General features: G+C 65.8%; 17 protein-coding genes. 10 read left to right on the forward strand and 7 right to left on the reverse strand.

The window, feature by feature from the left end; genetic code table 11:
- The first annotated feature begins 427 nt into the window (after positions 1-427).
- The 7 genes from GA615_RS16080 to GA615_RS16110 all read left to right on the forward strand — a co-directional run bounded on the left by GA615_RS16080 (position 428) and on the right by GA615_RS16110 (position 9848).
- A complete protein-coding gene (locus GA615_RS16080) occupies positions 428-979 on the forward strand; it encodes a hypothetical protein (protein ID WP_152052340.1) in 552 nt (183 codons plus the stop codon).
- Positions 980-1345: 366 nt separating this feature from the next.
- Positions 1346-3232: a TIGR00341 family protein gene (locus tag GA615_RS16085; protein ID WP_152052341.1), complete on the forward strand. Its 1887-nt coding sequence runs from the start codon at positions 1346-1348 to the stop codon at positions 3230-3232.
- Positions 3233-3364: 132 nt separating this feature from the next.
- The gene (locus tag GA615_RS16090) at positions 3365-4015 is read left to right on the forward strand and encodes a hypothetical protein (RefSeq protein WP_152052342.1); all 651 of its coding nucleotides are present in this window, start codon (positions 3365-3367) and stop codon (positions 4013-4015) included.
- A 183-nt stretch (positions 4016-4198) separates the two neighbouring features.
- A complete protein-coding gene (locus tag GA615_RS16095) occupies positions 4199-5173 on the forward strand; it encodes a metallophosphoesterase family protein (protein WP_201750209.1) in 975 nt (324 codons plus the stop codon).
- A gap of 208 nt (positions 5174-5381) precedes the next feature.
- Positions 5382-6743: a Gfo/Idh/MocA family oxidoreductase gene (locus tag GA615_RS16100; protein WP_152052343.1), complete on the forward strand. Its 1362-nt coding sequence runs from the start codon at positions 5382-5384 to the stop codon at positions 6741-6743.
- Positions 6744-6963: 220 nt separating this feature from the next.
- Positions 6964-8331, forward strand: coding sequence for a Gfo/Idh/MocA family protein (locus GA615_RS16105; protein ID WP_152052344.1), 1368 nt, complete (start codon positions 6964-6966; stop codon positions 8329-8331).
- A 248-nt stretch (positions 8332-8579) separates the two neighbouring features.
- Entirely contained in the window at positions 8580-9848 is a 1269-nt protein-coding gene (locus GA615_RS16110) for a PQQ-dependent sugar dehydrogenase (protein WP_235905508.1), read from the forward strand.
- On the opposite strand, the gene GA615_RS16115 is transcribed toward GA615_RS16110, so the two are convergent.
- Both GA615_RS16115 and GA615_RS16120 read right to left on the reverse strand, forming a co-directional pair.
- Positions 9797-11593 carry a potassium/proton antiporter gene (locus GA615_RS16115; protein ID WP_152052345.1) on the reverse strand — a complete coding sequence of 599 codons (1797 nt, stop codon included), beginning with the start codon at positions 11591-11593 and terminating at the stop codon, positions 9797-9799. The genes GA615_RS16110 and GA615_RS16115 overlap by 52 nt on opposite strands.
- Before the next feature lie 197 nt (positions 11594-11790).
- Entirely contained in the window at positions 11791-12891 is a 1101-nt protein-coding gene (locus GA615_RS16120; protein WP_235905509.1) for a M48 family metallopeptidase, read from the reverse strand.
- Positions 12892-13134: 243 nt separating this feature from the next.
- On the opposite strand from GA615_RS16120, the gene GA615_RS16125 reads away from it, so the two are divergent.
- From GA615_RS16125 to GA615_RS16135, 3 genes are all read left to right on the forward strand, one after another.
- Positions 13135-13539, forward strand: coding sequence for a BlaI/MecI/CopY family transcriptional regulator (locus tag GA615_RS16125; RefSeq protein WP_152052347.1), 405 nt, complete (start codon positions 13135-13137; stop codon positions 13537-13539).
- An 81-nt stretch (positions 13540-13620) separates the two neighbouring features.
- Complete coding sequence (locus GA615_RS16130; protein WP_152052348.1) at positions 13621-13851, forward strand: hypothetical protein; 231 nt, start codon at positions 13621-13623, stop codon at positions 13849-13851.
- A gap of 50 nt (positions 13852-13901) precedes the next feature.
- Positions 13902-15035 carry a TLC domain-containing protein gene (locus GA615_RS16135; protein ID WP_152052349.1) on the forward strand — a complete coding sequence of 378 codons (1134 nt, stop codon included), beginning with the start codon at positions 13902-13904 and terminating at the stop codon, positions 15033-15035.
- A 24-nt stretch (positions 15036-15059) separates the two neighbouring features.
- On the opposite strand, the gene GA615_RS16140 is transcribed toward GA615_RS16135, so the two are convergent.
- The 5 genes from GA615_RS16140 to GA615_RS16160 all read right to left on the reverse strand — a co-directional run bounded on the left by GA615_RS16140 (position 15060) and on the right by GA615_RS16160 (position 21716).
- Positions 15060-16022: a M28 family metallopeptidase gene (locus tag GA615_RS16140; RefSeq protein ID WP_152052350.1), complete on the reverse strand. Its 963-nt coding sequence runs from the start codon at positions 16020-16022 to the stop codon at positions 15060-15062.
- A 3-nt stretch (positions 16023-16025) separates the two neighbouring features.
- Positions 16026-16745, reverse strand: a complete 720-nt coding sequence (locus tag GA615_RS16145; protein ID WP_152052351.1) for a hypothetical protein — start codon at positions 16743-16745, stop codon at positions 16026-16028.
- A 313-nt stretch (positions 16746-17058) separates the two neighbouring features.
- The gene (locus tag GA615_RS16150; protein WP_152052352.1) at positions 17059-20007 is read right to left on the reverse strand and encodes an FAD-binding and (Fe-S)-binding domain-containing protein; all 2949 of its coding nucleotides are present in this window, start codon (positions 20005-20007) and stop codon (positions 17059-17061) included.
- A gap of 325 nt (positions 20008-20332) precedes the next feature.
- The gene (locus tag GA615_RS16155) at positions 20333-20635 is read right to left on the reverse strand and encodes a hypothetical protein (RefSeq protein ID WP_390622239.1); all 303 of its coding nucleotides are present in this window, start codon (positions 20633-20635) and stop codon (positions 20333-20335) included.
- A gap of 4 nt (positions 20636-20639) precedes the next feature.
- Positions 20640-21716, reverse strand: coding sequence for an FAD binding domain-containing protein (locus GA615_RS16160; protein WP_152052353.1), 1077 nt, complete (start codon positions 21714-21716; stop codon positions 20640-20642).
- Positions 21717-21793: the final 77 nt, after the last annotated feature.

The following is a 21793-nucleotide window of genomic DNA, read 5'->3' on the forward strand; positions in this document are numbered from 1 at the left end:
TTCGGGAGGGGTTTCGGGCATGTCCTTGCTGGTCCAGGAGGCGACGAGCACTTCCATGCGCTGGCGTTCCTCGTCGCAGAGGGGACGCTTGGCGGTCAGGCCGTGGGTGAGGGCGTTGGCGGAGGGGTCGGACGGGAGGGGATGAGGGTTCGGGTCGTGGGGTTGCGGAATCATAGGGGGGGCCTCGATCGGTGCTCGGGTCGGGGTGGGTGTTTGGCTCGCTCGGGATCGAGGGCTCGGAGGGAATCGTTGCGGTTGGACAGTCGCGGAATGACGGAGACGGAGAATCAGCCCTCATCTTTCATCATCGAAACAGATCGGAGGTTTAAGCACATTTTCCGAAAAAAATCGTCGGTGGACCGATTACGATGGAACGAGGACGCGCGGCGAGGCGGCTCGGCGCGAGCGGCCAGAAGGAGGGGAACCGATGAGCGACGTGGAAAAGGCTCGGTCCCTGTTCGAGCAGGCGGGGTTGAGCTTCCCGACGATTCCCGAGGCGCTCGCGGGGCAATTGAAGGAGCGCGAGGAATGGCGCTTCTCGACGCGAACGCTCCCGAGGATTCCGTACGACCTGCCGTATTATTCTGAGGAAACCGATGGTCCCGAGGAGTACGCCGTGCTGAGCCACGACGGACACGGGGTGAACTCGTATGCAATCCAGTACTACCTGGTGACTGGCCCGCTCAGGATGTTCCTCCACCTGGGATGGGGTGGGGCCTACATGGATCACGATCGGGAGGCGTCGAAGATCCGGACCTGCTTCGCGCTGGCCGATGCCATCGTGAGCGAAGTGAAGACGACGGAGAAGCTCGCCCCGGGGGAACGGCTGACGATCGTCGGCGCCGACTTCTACGGCAGTTCCTGGTCGGCCCCGAGGCAAGGCCCCTACCGATACGAGGCGGGGATGGAAGGGGTGGTGCAGGTTCTCAGTGGTGCCCTGGCGTGGCTCCGGATTGGCCTGATGAATTCCTCGGAGTGAGCGGTTCTCGATGGCCGGAGGAGGCCCCCTTACCCCGGCGCTCTCTCCCGTGAGCGCAGACGAGGCGGCCCCGGGGATGGGACGGGTGGGCTCCGCTCAACGACGAGGGTGGACACGAGGGGCTCTGCGTTGCCAGGGGGGAGACGGAGCCTGGCGGCTTGTGCCGGGGGGAACCAGGGGGTAGGTTGCCGGTCGGGAAGCGAGCGGGGATCAGGCAACGCGGCAAACGGGAGGCTCCCGAGGTCCGGGCATCGGCCGTCGGGGTCGGTGGCCGGTGCGCTGGCGAGAGTTGGACCTCCCCGGCCCGACGCTCGCGTGTACATGCAATGACATCATGCATTTCTATTGGGTTCTGAGACGAAACCGATGGCGATTCTCTTGTTGTTTGATCCCGCCGAGGAAGCGAAGGTGCGCGAGACGATCGTGCCGCTGTTCGGGGAGGAGGTGGTGGAGGCGATCCCGTATCCGTCGGCCGAACTGCCGGAGAAGGAGGCCGGGACTCGGGTGGTGACGTTTCTGGGGGACGAGGCGTTGGCGCCGGTGGTCCAGGAGGCGGCGAAGCGAGGGTGGCGGCTGGGGATCTTGCCGCATCCGGGGCTGGATCGGGCGCGGTCGAGTCTCGGGATTGCGCCAAAGCTGGAGGAGGCGGTGGCCGACCTGCTGGACGGTCAGGCCGACGAGGAGAAGGACCTGGAGCTTGACCTGTTGCTCTGCAATGGTCGGGTGGTGTTTCAGGATGTGGTGATCGGTCATGCGTTGACCCTGGCGCCGGGAAGCACGCCGATCAACGGGATCTGGGGACGCCTGAAGCACTTTGCGGGGCTGGTGCGGGATCTGACCTCGCTACGGCTTCAGCCGGTGCAACTGGTGACTCAGAACGAGAACGAGATCGACACAGCGGCGTTAGGAATTGTGGCGGTTGAGCAAGGGCGAAGCTCGCTGCTGGCCAGGCGGATCGTGGATGCGTCGAGCGATAACGACGGCATGTTGTACGCGATGGTGCTGGCCCCTCGAAGCCTGCTGCAATTGCTCGGGTATCTGGTGACCTCGGTGGTGATGGGGCGGTGGGGAGGGACGAGGATTCCGTCGTTTGTGGGGCTGGTTCGGGCGTCGAGCTTGACGATCCGGAGCCCGAAGCCCCTGGAGCTGGCGCACGACGGCGTGCTGCTGAACGCCAAGCAGGTGGAGCTGATCGTCGAGCCGAAGGCGCTTCGGCTGATCGCCGGACATCGGCTGACGCTGGAGCCGGGGAGCCCGGAGTCGAAGGAACGGTTTCAGGTGCAGGCGCTGCCGGTGGGAGAGGCGAAAGGGGCGCTGATGTCGAAGCCGCTGCCGTGGCTCTCGCACGCCAGCACGGAAGAATTCAAGGAACTGTATTCGCTGTTGCGAGACAATGCGCGCTGCTCGTCGTCGTACCTGACCTTGATGGTCCTCTCGACCTTACTGGCGACGCTGGGGCTGTATGGCGACTCGGCGCCGGTGATCATCGGGGCGATGATTCTGGCCCCGCTGATGGCGCCGATCATCGCGCTGGCGATGGGTCTGGTGCGGCAGGATTTTCGCCTGCTCGGAAAGAGTAGCGGGACCCTGGCGGCGGGCCTGGTGCTGGCGCTCGGCTTTGCGATGGTGACGACCTGGTTCACGCCGCTTCGGGTGGTGACCGACGAAATCAGCGCCCGGATGCGGCCGACCTTGCTGGATCTGGGAGTGGCGGTGATTTCGGGAATCGCCGGGGCATATGCTCATGCTCGGGCCGAAGTGGCTCGAAGCCTGGCAGGCGTGGCGATTGCCGTGGCCCTGGTGCCGCCGGTGGCGGTGGCAGGGATCGGGATCGGCTGGGCGGACTGGTCGGTGTTTGGCGGGGCGAGCCTGCTGTTCTTGACGAACCTGACGGGGATCATCCTGGCCAGCGGTGCGACGTTCCTGTGGCTCGGGTTCGCGCCGTTCCGGAGGGCTCGGAGCGGGCTCTTACTGGAGCTGGTGCTGGTGGCAGCGGTGAGCGTGCCCCTGGCGTTCAGCTTCGGCCGGATGGTGGAGGAGCATCGGATCATCCGGGAGCTGGACGGCTGGGAGGTCGGTTCGATCGCCGTGCGGAGCGTGGACGTGCGGCCCGGCGACCCACTGCAGATCGGGGTGACGCTGGTGAGCCGATCGGCCCTGAATGACGCGGACCTGGACCGAGTGAAGCGGGCGATCGAGGAGCGGATCGGCCAGGAGGTCGAGCTGGTGATGAGCGTGGCTATCATGCGATGAGCGACGGGGTTGATCGGCCGAGGGGATGTGATCGGCCACGGTGGAGGCAGACAGGGCGTGACATCGCCTGTCGGGCGAAGACCTGGTGCGGGCACCCGTGCCAACCGACCAGCAAGGGGGGATGGTGAGTCGATGGGGATTGGAAGGCGAGAATTCCTCAAGTTTGTTGCCACCGCGCTCGGCGGGCTGGCCATCGATCCAGCCCGGGAGATTGCCGTCAACGGCGACTACTATGTCAACACGAGGCTCGGCCTCGGGTTCGTGAAGCCCGGGGGCTGGACGCTCGACGTGTTCCGGGATTTCGCGGCGAAGCATGAAGGGCAGATCGTCCACGGCCTGCAGCCCGGCGTCGATGAGGAGGAGTTCCGACGCGACCAGGCCGCGACGATGGTCGCGACCATCAGCAAGTATGGCGACGCGGTGCGAGCGTTCGGCCCCTCGATCACCGTCTTCAAGAACCAGGAGGATTATCCGGGGGCGATGCCCAGGGGCCTGGAGGCGATCACCTGGGGCGGGATCGATGGGTGGGGGAGCCTCTTGAGGGATTACGAGGTGCTCGAAGAGCCGAGCCGAGGCGAGGTCTCGCGGTGTGCCTGCATGCGCTTCAAGGCCCGATGGCTCTTCGAACATCGCGACATCGAACCGGTCGTGATCGAGGATGAGACCCTGTTGATCGATCAGGGATCGCTGCTGTACACGATTCATCTGTACGATTCGCCAGAGGAGGGGGAAACCGCCCCCGAGGAGTTCGCACGGTTCCTGGAAGGTCTGCATCTGGCGTGAGGCTGTGCTCGGGATCGGGACACAGGGCCGGGCGGGCGATCGCCGCGTTCATGGAGATTTCATGGGCGAGGGACGAGGACAATGGGTAAGATCGAGCCGCGAATTGAGTCCGGTTTCGCGGTTTTCATGATCCTTTCTCCAGAGTAAATGATGTTCAATCGATTCTTTCGGAAGGGCGAACAATTGCCTTTTCATGCCGGGATGACCCGGCGAGGAATCTTGCGGGCGACCGCCGGCGCGGCCGGTGGAGCGCTGGTGCTGGGATCGGGGGCAGAGGCGGTTGCGGCCACGCCGAAGGGTCGGCGGGTGCTGAGGCTGGCGCATTTGACCGACATCCACATCACGCCCGAGCGGAACGCCGAGGCGGGGTTTGCAGCCTGTTTGGAGCATGTGCAAGGGCTGGACGATGCGCCGGAGCTGATCCTGTTCGGCGGCGACTGCATCATGGACGCCTTCGCGCAGGATCGGGAGACGGCGGCGAGGCAGTGGGCGCTCTGGCATCGGAGCCTGGAGCAGGATTGCTCGCTGCCGGTCGAGGCGTGCATCGGCAATCACGACGTCTGGGGATGGCGAGGGGGCGGATTCGAAGCGTCGACCGACGGCAGTTGCGCGGGGAAGCGCTCGGCGGTGGAGGAGCTGGGGCTGCCGGGTCGCTACCGAGCGTTTGAGAAGGCCGGTTGGAAGTTTGTGGTGCTCGACAGCACCCACCCCGGGGCCGAGCCGGGCAGCTACACGGCGAAGATCGACGAGGAGCAAATGGACTGGCTCGTGAGGGAACTGGAAGCGACCCCGGCCTCGACGCCGATTCTGATCCTTTCGCATATTCCCATTTTCGCGGCATGCCCATTCCTGGATGGAGAGAACGAACAAAGCGGCAACTGGCAGGTGCCGGGGGCCTGGATGCACATTGACGCCCGCACGCTGACGGCCTTGTTCCACGAGCGGGGGAACGTGCGCGCCTGCCTGAGCGGACACATTCACCTGGCCGATCGGGTTGATTATCTGGGCACCACGTATTACTGCAACGGAGCGGTTTGCGGGGGTTGGTGGCGGGGACCGTATCAGCAATTCGCCCCGGCGTATGCGGTGGTGGACCTGTACGATGATGGATCGACCGCGTGCCAGATGATTCCCTATGGATGGGATGCCACGGGCTGATCGGTCGATCGTTCGGCGCGGCTCTCCGAGGCCGAGGGGCCTCGGGGGGGATGCCCGAAACGGAGGAGGCCCCGGGAGTGGCCGACGCTGGCGGAGTGGGAGACGGGCCGTTAGGATCGAGGCGATCGCATCCTCTCGGCTGGGCCCCTCAAGGGTCCGGGCCTGTTGATCGGGTCACTCGATACCACTCGAAACGGGGAAGAGGCCAATGACCTCCAAGCAAGGGCTTTCGCGTCGGGGATTTGTGGGTTCAGTGGGTGTTGCGGCAGGCGCGGCGACGTTCGGGATCAGGGCGTCGGGGGCGAGCCCTGCGCAGGATCGGGTGCGGCTGGGCCTGATCGGCGCGGGGAGCCGGGGGAATCAACTGCTCAGCGAGTTTTTGAAGCGCGAGCAGGTGCAGTTCGTCGCGGTGGCCGACGTGGACGATCGGCACGCCAACGACACGGCCGATCGCATCCACCGCGAAAAAGGGGGTGAGCGTCCGGAGTCGATGCGAGACTACCGGGCGATGCTCGACCGGAACGACCTGGACGCGGTGGTGATTGCCACGCCGGACCACTGGCACGCACACCCGACGATCCACGCCTGCCAGGCGGGCAAGGATGTTTATGTCGAGAAGCCATTGGCCCATAACGTGGTCGAAGGGCAGGCGATGGTCAAGGCGGCGCGGAAGTATGGGCGGGTCGTGGGCGTGGGCACGCAGCAGCGATCGAGCGAGAACTTTCGCAAGGCGGTTGAAGCGATCCGAGCGGGGAAGATCGGACGGGTTCACTGGATTCAGACCTGGAACTTTGAGAACATCAGCCCGTTTGGCATGGGGGTTTCTCCGGACAGTGAGCCGCCGTCGGGCGTGGATTACGACGCCTGGCTGGGACCGGCGCCGTCGCGGCCGTTCAATATCAACCGCTTTCACCTGTTGTTCCGCTGGTTCTTCGACTATGCCGGCGGCATGATGAGTGACTGGGGTGTGCATCTGAATGATATTGCCCTGTGGGCCCTCGATCAAAAAGGCCCGACGACGGTGAACACGACCGGCGGCATCTGGACGGTGAAGGACGACCGCGACACGCCGGACACGATGCAGGTGGTGTATGAATTCCCCGGCGATTGCGTGTTGACCTATTCGATGCGCAAGGGGAACGGCTACCCGATGAACGGGCACGGCTACGGCATCTTGTTCTGCGGGACCGATGGGACGTTATTCATCGACCGATCAGGGCATGAGATTTTCCCCGATCGGATGGCCGAGCCGTATGGCATCAAGCTGATCAAAGGGGAAGTGCCCACGCGGTCGATTCCGACCCAGGCCGAGGACTTCAAGGCCCAGGACGACGGCCTGCCCGACCACGTGACCGACTGGCTCGAATGCCTGAAGACCCGAGGGCGGCCGATCTGCGATGTGGAAGTCACCCACTGGTCCACGAACACGACGCACCTGGGGAACATCTCGTACCTGCTCGGCCGCAAGCTGACGTGGGACGCCGAGACGGAAACCTTCCCCGGCGATGACGAGGCGAACCGCTTGCTCTCGCGGCCGTACCGGACGGGGTATGAGCTGCCGGAGGTGTGAGCGGGAGGGTTCGTTTCGGCCTCCCTCTCCCCCGCTCGCGGGGGAGAGAGCCGGGGTGAGGGGGCCGGAGACAAACGGAATCGCCATGCAATCCGAACGAAGACCCCCTCACCCGGCCTGCGGCCACCCTCTCCCCGCCAGCGGGGAGAGGGATGAGATGGAAGCGGATCGGCAAACAAGCGAGTCAATCAACATCTTGACCCAACAGGAGTCTCAAGCGATGGCGCACCGTTTTGACCGTCGGCAGTTTTTGCGATCGACGTCGGCCGCGGCGGCCGGGTTTTTGATTTTGAGCAAGGATGAACGGGTGGCGTTGGGACGGTCGCCGAACGAACGAGTGGCGATTGCGTGTATCGGGGTTGGGGGGAAGGGACGGAGCGACACGGATCACGCGGCAAGCTGCGGGCAGGTGGTGGCGCTGTGTGATATTGATGATCAGCGGTTGATGCAGAAGGCAGAGCAGTACCCGGACGCGAAGAGGTTTCACGACTTCCGGGAATTGCTGGAGACGCTCGACGATCGGGTGGACGCGGTGGTCGTGAGCACGGCGGATCATACGCACGCGGTCATCGCGATAGCGGCGATGAAGCGAGGCAAGCATGTCTATTGCCAGAAGCCGCTTGCGCATTCACCGTTTGAAGCGAGAATGATGATGGAGGCGGCGCGGCGCTATGGCGTGGCAACGCAGATGGGGAATCAAGGAACGGCGTCGAACGGGTTCCGGACGGGAGTGGAGTTGATCCGGTCGGGGGTGATCGGGCCGGTGAAAGAGGTTCATGTCTGGACGAATCGGCCGTTCAAGTACTGGAAGCAGGCGCCCGACATTGTGGCACGGCCGACCGAGACGCCGCCGATTCCGGAGCATGTGAAGTGGGATTTGTTCCTTGGCCCCGCGCCGGAACGGCCGTATCACCCGGTCTATCACCCGCACGACTGGCGAGGCTGGTGGGACTTCGGCACGGGATCGCTGGGTGACATGGCCTGCCATACGGCGAACCTGCCGTTCATGGGGCTCGAGCTGGGGTATCCGACGCGGGTTTCGGCCGAGAGTGGCGAAATCAACCCGGAGACGTACCCGGCGTGGGCGACGATTACCTATGAGTTCCCGGCGCGGGGGGATCTGCCGCCGGTGAAGCTGACCTGGTACGAGGGGGCGAAGGACGGCGAGCGGAACCTGCCCGATCCGGCGTTGTTCCAGGGGCGAGAGGCGGTCGATAGCGGCTCGCTGTTGATTGGCGAGCGGGGGTCGATGTACTCGCCGAGCGATTACGGCATGGAACAGGTTTTGTTGCCGGCCGATCGCTTCTCGGGATTCTCGGCGCCGGAGCAGACCTTGGAACGGCTCGGCGGCGAGGACGAGCGGGACCTGAACGCGAAGCGGGAGTGGGTCCGCGCGATCGAAGGTGGCCCGGCACCGCTGGGGAATTTCGACTACGCGGCGGTCCTGACCGAGTCGATGCTGCTGGGCAATGTTGCCGTCCGGCTGGGCCAGGCGATCGATTACGACGCGAAGACGATGACCGTGGCCGGCGTGCCCGACGCAGCGGCGCTCATCAAACCACCGTACCGGCAAGGGTGGTCGCTTTGACGCGAAGCCGACCGAGCGACCCTGGAATGGCCCGACGCGAAGCCGGGGACGAACAGATCCCCCTCGGGCGACCATTTTGTTTAGAATGACGGTTCGCACGAGGGGCCGATTGGGGAACAATCCCAGGGGATTGCCCGCGATCGGCTCGTCGTGGTCCCGACGGCTGCGCCTGCAAGCGTCGCCGGTTTGCTTGATCCCACCTTCTCCGCCCGACGTTTGACTCGACCCGCACCCCGGAGATCGACTGCATGCCCCTTCCGACGACTCCCCTGCCCCGCCTGAGCCTGGTCTTTGGGCTGGCGATGACCCTTGCGGTTGCCGTCCGGCCCGCCTCGGCCGCCACGCCCGCCGATGAGACACTGCCGGAACTGTACACCGAGGTCGCCTTCCCGAACCTGAAGTTCGACCGGCCGGTCACCCTGGCGTATCCGAACGATGAACACAAGCTGCTGTTTGTTGTCGAGCAGCACACCGCGAAGATTTATTCGTTTCCGAACGACTTGCAGACGGATGACAAACAGCTCTTTCTCGACCTTCCGCAGACGATCGGCAAGGACAACGAGGAAGGGTTGCTCGGGCTGGCCTTTCACCCGAACTATGCCGAGAACGGACAGTTTTATGTCTACTACTCGGCGACGAACCCGAGGCGGTCGGTTGTCTCGCGGTTCAACGTGTCGAAGGACGACCCGCGCAAGGCCGACCCGAACAGTGAGCAGGTGATCTGGGTCTCGGCCGATCAGCCGTACGGCAACCACAACGGCGGCTGCATCGAGTTCGGCCCGGATGGTTATCTGTACATTTCACTCGGCGACGGCGGCGCGGCCGACGACCCGCTGAGCACCGGTCAGAACCCGACCGACTGGTTCGGCTCGATCTTGCGGATCGACGTGGACAATCCCGAAGGGGACATGGCCTACGGCATTCCGGCCGATAACCCGGCAAAGCGCGACCCGAAGTTCTCCCACTGGGCGCCGGAGGTCTACGCGATCGGGATTCGAAATATCTGGAAGTTCACGTTCGATCGGGAAACCGGCGATCTGTGGGCCGGAGACGTCGGTCAGAACAAGTGGGAAGAAGTGATCAAGGTGGTCAACGCCGGCAACTACGGCTGGAACGTGTACGAAGGGTTCCACCCGTTCAAGGTCCGGGGGAACCGGGTCGAGCGGTCGTCGCCGATCTTGCCGCCGATCGTCGAGTATCCTCACCCGGACGTGCCGGCCGCGCAACGCCGAGGGCGCAACGACACGGGCAAGAGCATTACCGGCGGCTACGTGTACCGAGGCGATCGGATTCCGGAGTTGCAAGGCGTTTATGTGTACGGCGACTTCGAGACGTTCCGCATCTGGGGGGTGAAGGTCGATGAGCAGGACGAGGTGATCGTCACCGGCGAGCTGATCGACCTTGACTCGCCTCGCCAGGCAAAGATCAACATTGCCGGGTTTGGCGAGGACCAGGAGGGGGAACTTTACATCCTCGGGTTCGACGGGCGAATCCACCACCTCGTCCCGCGCCGCTGAGGCGGGGAGAAGGTGGGGGGCGATTCGGGATCGATGGGGACGATGACCATGCCAACCCCGTCGATCCGGCCCGCATCGTCCAGCTCGCGGATGCGCAAGGCGACCGGCCCGAAGGGAACGAGGCAACCGACCTCGGCTCGCTTCGGGCCGAGTCGTTCCAGGATCACGTCTTCCAGCGTGGCGTCGGTCGGGGCATGAAGGCTGAAGCCGTAGCAGGCTTCCAGGTCGCCGACCCGGCTGGAGGCACGAAGGGGAAACTCGACATCGCGCGGCAAGGCCTCGCCCGGGGCTCCCTGCGCAAAGACCCGATCGACGAGCGGCCGGGTCCCGGGGCCGAGGACGACGATGACGTGGTCGCCGGGCAAGACGCGGGTGCTTCCCTTGGGAGGGATGACGCGATCGCCGCGGGCGATCAGGGCGATGACGGCTCCCTCGGGCAGGGCCAGCTCGCGGACCATCTTGCCGGAGGCTCGGGAGTCGAGGTTGAGGTAATAGTCGACGATGTCGCCATCGACGTGCCGGAGCGCGGTCAGTTCCAACGTCACCGGCGCCGAGGGTTCCGGAGGCCGTTGCAGGCCGAGCTTCCTCGCCAGGATCGGCAGGGTCCAGCCCTGGAACAGGGCCGAGACGAGCACGACGAAGAAGACGACGTCGAAGATGCGGTCGGCATTGGCGATCTGAAAGAGGAACGGGAAGGTGGCCAGGGTGATCGGCACGGCCCCCTTCAAACCTCCCCAGGAAAGGAAGATCAGCTCTCGCCAGGCGAAGCGGAAGGGTAAGAGGGTGAGGCCGACCGCCACCGGACGGGCCACGAAGACCAGGACCGCCGCCAGCAGCAAGCCCTGAGGCGCCACATCAACCAGGCGGCTCGGGAAGCTCAACAGCCCCAGCACCACGAACATGACGATCTGAGCCAGCCAGGCTCCGGCGTCGTGGAAGAGAAAGATCCCGCGTTTGAACACGAGTCGGCTATTGCCGAGGACGATGCCGGCCAGGTAAACCGCCAGGAATCCGCTGCCGCCCAGCGCCACGGTCAGGCCATAGGCAAGCATGCCAACCGCCGTCGCCAGCACCGGATAAAGGCCGGCCGATTCGAGCCGGATACGGTTGATGAGCTGAACCCCCAGGAAGCCCACGCCGAGGCCGATGACCGTGCCGCCGATCGCCTGGGTGGCGAACAGGCCGAGCAATTCGGGTCCGATCGCCATCTCGCCTCGAATGACGCCAATCAGGCCGATCGTCAAGAAAATGGCCATCGGGTCGTTCGATCCGCTCTCGACCTCCAGGGTCGCCGACAACCGGCCGGGCAGCCGGATTCCTCCCGATCGCAAGACCGCGAAAACGGCGGCCGCGTCGGTCGAGCCGACAATGCTGCCGAGCAACATGCCGTCGATCAGCTTCAGGCCGAGCACCCAGGCCGCCGCGGCCCCCATGATGGCCGACGTGAGCAAGACCCCCAGGGTCGCCAGCGCCGCCGCCGGTTTCCAGGCGGTGCGGAAGGCGGAAAGCGGGGTGCTCAGACCGCCATCAAAGAGGATGAGCGTGAGCGCGAGCGTGCCGATGCCGTAGGCCAACTCGTAGCTGTCGAAGTTGATCCGCCCGATCCCCTCCGACCCGGCCAGCATCCCCAGAATCAAGAACAGGACGAGCACCGGAATGCCCGCCCGCGCCGAGAATTTGCTCGACGCAATGCCGAGCAGGATCAGGACGCTCGCAATCAGGATCAACGCTTCCGCAGGAAACATGCAGGACGACTCTCCGGTTTCGAGGGCGTGCGAGGCGCTGCGGCCAGTCGAAGAACCCCTTCACCCGGCCTTCGGCCACTTGCTCCCCCGGCGTGGGGGAGAGGGTTGATTCAGGGATTCGTTTGGTCTGCCCCCTGGCAGTTGACTAGCTTACCCGTTCGACAGGCGGCGATCGATCGCAACCGGGGCGAACCCGGTCAGCTTCCGGAACGATGGAAGACGGTGGGAGCAGTGGAGAAGGTGACGCCGAAGAGCCGGTTGTGGAGCATCTGCTCAAGGGTCGTCGGGTCGCCGAGCATGGCTTCGGCCGGCGCGAGGTCGACTTCGGAGACGGGTCGAGACGGATAGGCATGAACAATCGCCAGGCGGTCGATTATGGGTGGGTGGGCGGCGTCGGTCTTGGTCGGGGGATCGCTCAGAACGCGGTGACGCATGGCCGTCATTAACGGGTCGGGCAAGCGCTGCCAGAAGGCGCGGAAGGAGGCGTAGAGATTGGGCACGCCGGGAAGGTCGGGATCGTAGTGTTCCAGCACTTCTCGGAAGATGGGCTGGACGAGCGCGACCTTGACCAGGGCCGAGGCGGTGGCGGGTCCCCCGGCGACCCCGGCGGCGAAGCGGTCGGCGCGGGCCTCCTGGCCCTGGGCGATCGGGGCGAGCAGGCGCGATCCGACGGCGAAACTGCCGCGAGCCCAGGCTCGGAGCGGGCTGCGCGAGGAGGGGCTGGCCTGGTCGAGGGCGCGGCCGAGGGCCTCGACAAACCGGGCCGATCGGGCGGCGTGGGTCGCATCGCCCCGAGCGAGGTGGGCCAGCTCGTGCGCGAGGACGGCACGCAGCTCGACCCGATTGAGGACCGAGAGCAAGGGCAAGCCGATGAGCAAGGCCCGTCCGCGGCGTCCCCAGGCCGTGGCGCCGCAGCAGGGGAGATAGGCCAGGCGGATCTGACCCGGCGGTTTCGCCCCGGCGCGTCGGGCCAGAGCGGCGACCTCGTCGAAGAGTTCGGGGGCATCGGTCCGGCCGAGGACCGGGCCGTGATCGCCGTCGGGGTTGCCCACCTCGGCCGTCGGCCGGACGCCGCCGAGGGTCGCCAGCACGTCGGCCCAGGAGGTCACCCGATCATCAAGCCAGCCGCGCAGGACCGGTACGAAGCCGCCGAGCGCGATCAACCCGGCCGCCCCCAGCGCGTTCCCCACCGGAAAGGCGCGTTCGAGGACTTCAAGGGCTAGCCCCCGCAGGTGCAAGCCCAGGCCCCCGATCGTTGCGTCCCGGCCCGGGTCGCCCCCGTCGTCGGCTCGGCTCACCCGCGCTCCTCCGCTCGACCGTGCTTGACAGATGTCCGATTCACGGTTGACCTTCTGGGACAAGTGTCTTAGGATACGAAGACCGGGGATCGCGGGTCAACCCCGGACCGCATCCACCCACCTGCCCGCTCTGCGCGATCGCCCCGCGTGTCGGGGTTCCCCCCGCGCCGCCGAGGCCCGTTTGTTTGGGATTGAGTTCACCCCGCATCTGACCCGCACTGAACCGTGGAAGGTCCCCGAGCAATGGCCAAGCGACCCCCCACCATCCCCGACTCGGAGCTGGATGTCCTGCGAATTCTCTGGGACCGCGGCCAGGCGACGGTTCGAGAGGTGCTTGACGCCTCGAAGGCCGCCGGGCGGCAGTGGACCTATGCGACCGTCGCCACCCTGCTCGACCGCCTGGAGCAGAAAGGGATGATCAGCAGCGACCGGAGCGAGCTGGCGTTTGTCTACACTCCCAAGATCGCCGCGCAGGACGTGCGCCGCAAGCGGGTGGAGAACCTGGTCGACAAGCTCTACCAGGGAGAACCCGGCCTGCTCGTGCTTCATCTGTTGCAGCAGCACCGGCTGGCCCCGGAACACGCCGAGCAGATCCGCGCCTTGCTCGAACAGGGTGAGCCCGAGAGCCAGGGCTCGGATCAGGGATAATTTGGTTCGGGTTCGGGTTTGGGTCGGGTCATTCCCGCCTTTTTCCCGATTGCTGATCGCTTTGACTGAGGAACGGCTGAGATGCCCCCCACCGACGGATCGAATGCGAGAGATCCGTGGCTGGCCGCGCTGGTGCTGGCCGCCCTGGCCCTTTCGGGAGCGATGGGAGCGATGCGCGCCTCGCGGCCGTCGAACGGAACGTGCCCGGCACCGGGCCTTGAGGGGATCGGCGTGCGAGGCGGCGCGCCGATTGCGCCGCTGGAATCGTCGCCGGGCGTGAGCGTCCGGGAGTCGATCGCGGAGATCCGCTGAGCGCGGGGCTTCCGTCGCGGCTCGACTTCGGGGATCATGGAACGATTGGAATGGACCGCGAGCCGCCGGTTGACCGTGCCGCCCGCGCGACGGATCGACCCGAAGCAACACGCAAAGACCGGCCGGCCCCCGGCCGTCGGACGAACCGGGGCATCATGGCGATCGTCATTTGCCAGTGCGGAACGTGGTTGAAGGCCCCCGAGCCGGGATCGGTCGGGACGGGCCGGTGCCCGAAGTGCGGCCGGGTGATCGGCCCCGATGGGACGGTCGGCAGCGATCCGGCCCCCGAACTGGTCGCCGGGCGATCGAAGTTGCGGTTCCGGGCCTTCCGCCCTGCCCCTTCGTACCCAAGACGGGGGCAGCCGATCGGTCTGGGAGAGGTCTTGACGTTCCCCTTACGCGACGGGCCGGGGCTGGTCTTGCTCGTCCTCTTCCCGCCGTTTTTGACGATCATGTCGGTGCCGGTGTTCGACATCGTGATGTTCTTCCGAGACGGGCCGAGGGGAGGGTTTAACCCACTCGCGTTGCTCTTGATTCCGTTCTCGCTGCCGTTGATCATCAGTTTTTCGTTTACGGGTGGGTATCTTTTGCTCTATTTCGCCCGGGTGTTGACCGATGGGGCGATGGGGAGAACGGATCACCCTCGGTTCCCGATGTGGGACCGGCAGACGATTCTGGAAGGGCTGGGGCGGTGGATCTGGGCGGGGATCGTGGGGCTGGGGGTGGGGGCGATTCCGGTCTTGCTGTATGCCAAGCTGCGCGGCGAGTTCGGGCCGCTCGACTGGGTGGCGGTGGTCATCCTGATCGGACTGGCGGCCGGTTACGTGCAGATGGGGCTCGCCGCGGCGATTTTGCACGACAACCTCACGCTGGCGCACCCGCTGTCGATCGCTCGGGCGATTCGGATTATCGGCCGGGAGTACTTGCCGCTCTGGCTGTTGACCGCCTTCGCGCTGTTTCTGGCGGTTGGGGTCTGGCGGCTGGTGATGTTCCACGCACCCAACCTGACGGCGGCGGCCCTGGGGTTGTGGGGGCTCTGGATGCTCTTGCTTTATGAAGGCATGGTGATCACCCACCTGCTTGGGCGAATCTGCTTTCGCAACGCCATCGGCCTGGGCTGGTTCCGGAGGGAACCGACCTGGAGTTCCTGGGATCGCTCGGGGCGGATCTATTCGAACTCGTGAGGGTGGATGGGATCGCCCAAGGGCTCAGGGAGCCGGAGCCGGGTGAAACGAGGGATCGGCCGCGTCGCGGATGAGGGCCAGGGCGGCGGCGGTCGCCGAAGCGCAGTAAGAGGCGTTGACCTTGTCGGGTGTGTCGGCCTGATCGTGGTAGAAATCGGCCTCATCGGCGCCGTCGAATAGCCCGACGCAGACGACGCCATTGGCCTCGAACGGCATGTAATCGCTGCCGTACATGACGCCGGAAACCGGCTTGAGGCCGGTGGCCGCGACGTGCGATTTGAGCCGATGCGCCCAGGCTCGTGAGGGGGCGTCGTTGACCGGGGAGCGGAGGCCGGGATCATGCTCGACGATGAGAGCGCGGCGGGCCTCGTCCATGGGGTGGCCGATCATGTCGAGGTTGATCATCAAGGTGATCGGAAGGTTCTCATCCTGGCACCTTTTCGCAAAGGCGCGTGAACCGATGAGCCCCTGTTCCTCGCCGCTGAAGGCGACAAGGCGGACGGATCGAGCCGGGGGATCGACGGCGAGGGATCGGGCCAGTTCCAGCAAGGCGGCGGTGCCGGAGGCGTTGTCGTTGGCGCCGGGAGCCGGTCCCTGGGTGTCGGCGAGCTGAGCGTTCCGCGAGTCGAAATGAGCGCCGACGAGGACGAATTCGTCGGGACGATCGGTCCCCCGGATGGTGGCCACGACATTGTGCCGGGTGCGGGGTCCAATGGAGAAGTCGTGCAGGGCGACCTCGTCGCATCCGGCGTCTCGGAAGCGCTCGGCGAGCCACTCGGCCGCGCGAACGTTCGTTTCGGAGAGGGAGTGACGGGTGCCGAAATCGACCAGGGCGTCCACATCGGCCATCAGGCGAGCAGGAGAGACGGTCGGGGGCGGACCATCATTGAGGGCCAGGCCGGGCGAGCCTGAAAGGCCGCAGGCGATCAGCCCGGCCACCACGAAGCGGGGGATGATGACCAGGAATGGGGCAAAGGCTCGACTCATTCCTCAGACCCGGAATCGGCCGGAACGATTCCGGGACCGTCCGAAGCAGACCAGGCCGATCATGGTTCCGCAGGCCGCCATCGCCAGGGTCGAGGGTTCCGGGACGGCCACAACCGCGGCCAAGGAGGGAGAATCGGCCTTGATACTCAACTGGGCGAGTCGGGCCTCGCCGCCCCGAGTCCGGATCTCGAAGGTGTTCCCGGTCACGTTCATCGTGAAGCGTTCCAGGGAGACGAAACGGGCCAGGGTGGAACTGGTGCTGACAAGGCTGGTGACGGGATTGTTTTCATCGACCAGCAGATCGAAGCTGTAGTCGAGGTCCTCCGTACCGCGCCGACGGAAGAAAACCAGCTCCGTCAGAGTCACAAGCTCGTCGGAGTGGAAGATGAGGGATTCCCCCGTATGCAGCCAGCCGCTGCCGCCACCTCGAACGCCGAGGCCGGGATCGTCCAGGTGGAACCGTTGCGGATTGAGCAATTTTCCGGCGAGGTTTCTCCCACCGGCCGCAGCGATCGTGAGCGAAGTGCCTTCAACGGTCACGTTCTGGCCGGAGACGAGATTGCCGTGGCTGTCTGGAACGAGGCCGACGTTAGGCGCGAACGTGGAGTCGCCCAGCGTTCGGTCGGCAAAGGTGAAGTGCGTGACCAGACCGGCTTGAACAGGTCCAGCGAGCACGAGCGGCAGCAGGGCTCCAAGGAATCTGGAGGAGATCTTTCGATTCATGGCCCTTCTCCCTTCTCGCTCGGTGTCGGGCAACTCCGCGCCCGATTCGTTCGCCGGATGGAAACCATCCGGTTTGGACCATCGCTTCGTTGCGATGCCCCACTTCCTCAAAGATCGAGTCGAGGCGTCAAGCGCCTGTTCGTACACCCACACCCTACCAAGCATTCCGCAATTCGCAATGGCGTGTTGCAAAACGTTGAATTTAATCAACGCCCGAACCGACTCCCGATCGTTGATGCGTGAGCCGGCCGAACGACCGCCGAGCAAGGGGATACGGTCCCGAGCTTCGAGAATTTGCGAAGCGGGGAGGAAGCTACGATCCGCTCCCGTCGTCGAGTTGATCGGCGAGCAGTTCGATGGGGTGAACGGCGTCGATGCCGGCAAGGCCGTGGACCTGGCTGCGGCAGGAGAAGCCGGGGGCGGCGAGGAGGGCATCCGGCTCGGCTCGAACAGCGGGAAGCAGAACACGCTCGGCCAGGGCGACACTCACGTCATAATGGCCGCGTTCGTAGCCGAACGATCCGGCCATGCCGCAGCAGCCGGAATCGAGGGCGTTGACCTCAAGGCCGGGGATGCGCTTCAGCACGGCGACGGTGTCGGCGGTGCCGACGAGGGCCTTTTGCTGACAGTGACCGTGGAGCAGAACGCGATCGGATCGGGGACGGAGCGGGAGGTCGGGGACGCGGTCGGGATCGGCGAGGAAGCGGTCGATCAGCATCGAGGCATCGGCAACGGCCAGGGCATCGGGGCCGAGGCGGAAGTCGCGGTACTCGTCGGTGAGGGTGAGCAGGCAGGAGGGCTCGCAGCCGACGATCGGGACGCCCTGGCGAGCCGCGCCGACGAGCTTCGCCACGTTCTGCTCGGCCCAGCCCCGGGCGAGGCCAAGTAAGCCCTTCGAGATGGCAGGGCGGCCACAGCAGACGAGGCCGGCGAGTTCGACGGTGTAGCCACTCGCCTCCAAAACGCGGACGGCGGCGCGGCCGATGGAGGGCTGGTTGTAGGTGGTGAAGCAGTCGTCGAGAAGGATCACGCGGCCTCGGGTGCCGGCTCTCGGGTCGGGCTGGTGGCGGCGGAACCAGCGGCGGAGGTGGTCGCGCTCGAAGGCGGGGGCGATCCGGCGGCGATCGAATCCGGCGACTTTCTCCATCAGCCAGCGGACGGAGGTGCGCTCGCGCATCCAGTTCGCCAGTGGAGCCGTGGCCGATCCCATGACGTTCAGCCGGTGAATCTGAGCAACCAGGAGCGAACCAAGGGGGACGGCTCGGGATCGGTACTTCTGATGAAGATACTCCGCCTTGAGCTTGGACATGTCGACGTTTGACGGGCACTCGGTCTTGCATGCCTTGCATTGCAGACAGAGGTCGAGGGCCTGGTCCAGATCGGTGCTGACGAGCCCCTCGGCGGGCAAGGTGCCGGACATGACCAGACGGAGGAGGTTGGCGCGGCCTCGGGTGGAGTGGTCCTCGTCCCGGGTGACCATGTAGCTGGGGCACATGGTGCCGGTGCCGGTCTTTCGGCAAGCACCCACACCGGAACACATCTCGACGGCTCGGGCAAAACCGCCCTGGGAGGAAAAGTCGAAAGCAGTGTCGCGCGGTTCGCGGTCGGCGTGATAGTGAGGGCCAAGGCGGAGGTCGAGGCCGGGGTCGGGCTCGGCGACGACCTTGCCGGGGTTCATGAGGTTCTTCGGGTCGAACGCCTGCTTGACGGTGCGAAATGCGCCGTAGATTTCCTCGCCGAAGAGCTTGCGGTTCCATCGGCTGCGGGCGAGGCCGTCGCCGTGCTCGCCGCTCATGGCGCCACCGAATTCGAGGACGAGGTCGGAGACCTCGGCGGCGATGGAGCGGAGTTTCTCGACCTCGTCGGGATCCTTCACATTCAAGATGGGTCGAATGTGCAAGCAACCGACATCGGCATGTCCATAGCATGAGGCGACGGTGCCGTGCCGGGCAACGAGGTCGTGGAAGCGGCGGTAGAACTCGGGGAGCTTCTCGACGGAGACGGCCGTATCTTCGACGAAGGCAACGGGCTTGGCGTCGCCGACCATCCCCATCAGGAGCGAGAGGCCAGCCTTGCGGACCTTCCAGAAGTCATCCTTGGCGGCGTCGGCCAGGGTGGTGCGGTGGCCGAGCAGACCGGGGGCCCCTTCGACGCGACGGAGGAGGTCGTGGGCCTTCGCGGCCAGCTCGTCGGGGGTGTCGGCGTAATATTGAGCGGCAAGGACGGCCTCGGGACGACCGGTGGCGAAGGAAAGGCTTTTGGCGTACTCGGGGTTGCGGGCGGCGAGGTCGAGAATGGCGCGATCGACCATCTCGATGGCGACCGGCTCGGTTTCGAGCATCGGGAGCAGGCGGTCGAGGGCGTGGGGGATGGTGGCGAAGGACAGGACCACCAGACCTTGATGTTTTGGCGCAGGCACAAGTTTGAGTTCGGCGCCGGTGACGACGGCGAGGGTTCCCTCGGAGCCGACGATGAGCTTGGCGAGGTTGAAGGCCCAGGGGTCGTCGGGGACCTCGGGGGCCCGGATCGGCAGGCCGGGGATGAACTCGTCGAGGTTGTAGCCGCTGACGCGCCGCAGGATGGAGGGGAAGTGGCGGGCGATGGCGTCTTTGTGGTCCTTGACCACGTCGCGGACGTCGCGGTGGATGCGGCCGAGGATGCCATCGTGGCGGCAGCGTTCGGCCAGTTGGTCCGGTGAGCAAGGGCCAAGGGTGGTGGGGGTGCCGTCGGAGAGGACGACGTCGAGCGACCGGATGGAATCGACGGTCTTGCCGAAGCGGAGGGAGCGGGCCCCGGCGGAGTTGTTGCCGATCATGCCGCCAATCGTGGCGCGATCGGTCGTGGAGACGTCGGGACCGAACATCAGGCCGAGGGGCTTCAGCTCGGCATTGAGGCGGTCGAGCACGACACCGGGCTGAACGGAGACGGTCATCCGGTCGCGGTTGACGGTGCCGATGCGGGTGAGATACTTCGACGTATCGAGAATAATGGCGGTGCCGATCGTTTGACCGGAAAGGCTGGTCGCGCCGCCTCGGGGGACGATCGGTACGCCTTCCTCGGCGGCGATGCGGACGGTGGCGGCCACGTCGTCGACCGTGCGGGGGACGATGACACCGACCGGCATGATCTGGTAGAGGCTGGCGTCGGTGGCGTAGAGGCCGCGGCTGCCGGGGTCGAAGCGGACCTCGGCGCGGGTGGCGTCAATCAGGCGGTCGCGGAGTCGGTTCACAACGCGGGGAGACGGCGTGGCAGTGCTGGGCATCGGCGATCTCGGCGGTTCGGCCCTGGACTTCGGGCGATCCTTCGGAGAAGGGTATTGTAGGCGCCGGCAGTGCCAGGCCGCCATGCCTGGGGGCGGGGGAAAGGGATTGGGGAGGGGACCTCGCGCAGAGACGCGGAGGCGCAGAGAAGGGAGAGATGAGGATCAAGGGAGAAGGTTGGAGCGAGCAGAGGACTGCTCCGTGGTCCTCTCTGCGACGCTGCGACGCTGCGAGGGTCTCTTATCCGTGCCCATCAATGACAAGAGCCGCAGGACCCACTCTGAGGAGGGGTCCTGCGGCCTTGATGGATCGGGAGAGATCGGTAGCTCAGAGGGCCTCGTAGCAGGACCGGGAGGGGTCGCAGCAGAGGTCTTTCTGGGCGAGGTCGTCGTCGGGCCCGAAGGCCTTGTGGGTGGAAAGGCACCAGTAGATGGTGTTGTCGTAGTCGCCGTGCGACTCGGCAGGCCCATCGGTGTAGACGTACATGCCCTTGCTCCGAAGCTTGCGGCACGTGGGGCCGAGCATCTGGTACTCAGGAGGGGGGGGCGGCTCGGGAGTGGGCTCGGGCTCGGGAACGACCGCGGGGTCGGGCTCGAGGCCGGGCTCGGGCTTCGGTTTCATGGATCGCACGGGGTCAGGCCTCCGTGTTGGACCAGTACTCATCTCCGGCGGCCCGGAGCAGGGCGCGCTTGACGGCGGTCTTGACCAGGGGGACCTTGTAGGCGTTTTTCGAGAGAGGCTGGGCTCCCTCGGTGGCGGCCTGGCCGGCGGCGGCGGCGGTCTCGCGGTTCAGTTCCTTGCCGGCGATGGCGGCCTCGGCAGCCTTGGGCCGGTAGGGGACTGGGGCGACGCCGCCGAGGATGATCGACGGCTCGCCGCCGTTCTCGGGCACGCAGACGGCGGCCATGACGATCGGCCAGTCGTGCGAGAGCTTCTGGCGGATCTCGTAAAACGCGTTCTTGCCCTTCGGCTCGGGCACGAGAATGCGGGTGATGACCTCGCCGGTGGTGAGGGTCAGCTCGCGGTCGCCTTCCTCCTTTGGAACCTGGTAGAGGTCCATCACGGGGATGGTCCGGGAGCCGTCGGGGCCGACGATCTCGGCCTCGGCGCCGAGGGCGATGAGGGCCGGGGCGAGGTTCGACGGAGTGACGAACAGGGCGTCGCCGTCGGTCATGAAGATGGCGTGGTAGCGGTTGTCGCCGTTGCGAACGAGGTGCCCGTTCTCGGGCTGGCCGACGAGGTCGATGTTGTAGGGGGCGAATTCCCCTTCGAGCTCGCGGACGAGCTTGGCCTCGGCATCGCCGGTGCGCTGGCCGCCGAGCAGGCCGAAGCCGGTTCGGTAATACCAGCAGCGCGGGCGCTGAAGAAGGTTGCCGGCCACCGTCGCCATGTTCCGGATCTGAGGCGTGGCGATGGAGCGGGCGGCCTGCTTGATGGCCGGGTACTTCTCGGCGATCGTGTCGTCTTCGAGCAGTTCGGCCAGGGTGGTGCCGGCGCCGATGACGAGCTTACCGCCCTCGGTCCGGATGCCGCGGAAGGTGTCGTCCTCAATGTCCTTGAGGTAAACGACCCGATCGGGGCTGGAGATATAATCCTTCATGCGGCAGAGCAGATCGGTGCCGCCGGAAAGACCCTCGCTGGACTCGGCGCCGGCCAGGGCCTGAACGGCCTGCTCGACGCTGGTCGGGCTGGCGTATTCAAAGGCTTTCATAGGTTCTGATTGCTCCTCGGAATGATCGGATCGGCCGGGGCGGCAGGAGGGGAACCGCGGCGAGCGATCACCGCGGT

Origin of the sequence: Tautonia marina (genome assembly GCF_009177065.1) — a bacterium.
Taxonomy (GTDB): domain Bacteria; phylum Planctomycetota; class Planctomycetia; order Isosphaerales; family Isosphaeraceae; genus Tautonia; species Tautonia marina.

Bases quoted from the DNA above. Each gene is read 5' to 3' on its own strand.
- GA615_RS16105 (WP_152052344.1), top strand. From the start codon at position 6,964: ATGGCGCACCGTTTTGACCGTCGGCAGTTTTTGCGATCGACGTCGGCC.
- GA615_RS16125 (WP_152052347.1), top strand. From the start codon at position 13,135: ATGGCCAAGCGACCCCCCACCATCCCCGACTCGGAGCTGGATGTCCTG.
- GA615_RS16150 (WP_152052352.1), bottom strand. From the start codon at position 20,007: ATGCCCAGCACTGCCACGCCGTCTCCCCGCGTTGTGAACCGACTCCGC.
- GA615_RS16080 (WP_152052340.1), top strand. From the start codon at position 428: ATGAGCGACGTGGAAAAGGCTCGGTCCCTGTTCGAGCAGGCGGGGTTG.
- GA615_RS16130 (WP_152052348.1), top strand. From the start codon at position 13,621: ATGCCCCCCACCGACGGATCGAATGCGAGAGATCCGTGGCTGGCCGCG.
- GA615_RS16115 (WP_152052345.1), bottom strand. From the start codon at position 11,593: ATGTTTCCTGCGGAAGCGTTGATCCTGATTGCGAGCGTCCTGATCCTG.
- GA615_RS16140 (WP_152052350.1), bottom strand. From the start codon at position 16,022: ATGAGTCGAGCCTTTGCCCCATTCCTGGTCATCATCCCCCGCTTCGTG.
- GA615_RS16160 (WP_152052353.1), bottom strand. From the start codon at position 21,716: ATGAAAGCCTTTGAATACGCCAGCCCGACCAGCGTCGAGCAGGCCGTT.
- GA615_RS16090 (WP_152052342.1), top strand. From the start codon at position 3,365: ATGGGGATTGGAAGGCGAGAATTCCTCAAGTTTGTTGCCACCGCGCTC.
- GA615_RS16100 (WP_152052343.1), top strand. From the start codon at position 5,382: ATGACCTCCAAGCAAGGGCTTTCGCGTCGGGGATTTGTGGGTTCAGTG.
- GA615_RS16135 (WP_152052349.1), top strand. From the start codon at position 13,902: ATGGACCGCGAGCCGCCGGTTGACCGTGCCGCCCGCGCGACGGATCGA.
- GA615_RS16110 (WP_235905508.1), top strand. From the start codon at position 8,580: ATGCCCCTTCCGACGACTCCCCTGCCCCGCCTGAGCCTGGTCTTTGGG.
- GA615_RS16145 (WP_152052351.1), bottom strand. From the start codon at position 16,745: ATGAATCGAAAGATCTCCTCCAGATTCCTTGGAGCCCTGCTGCCGCTC.
- GA615_RS16085 (WP_152052341.1), top strand. From the start codon at position 1,346: ATGGCGATTCTCTTGTTGTTTGATCCCGCCGAGGAAGCGAAGGTGCGC.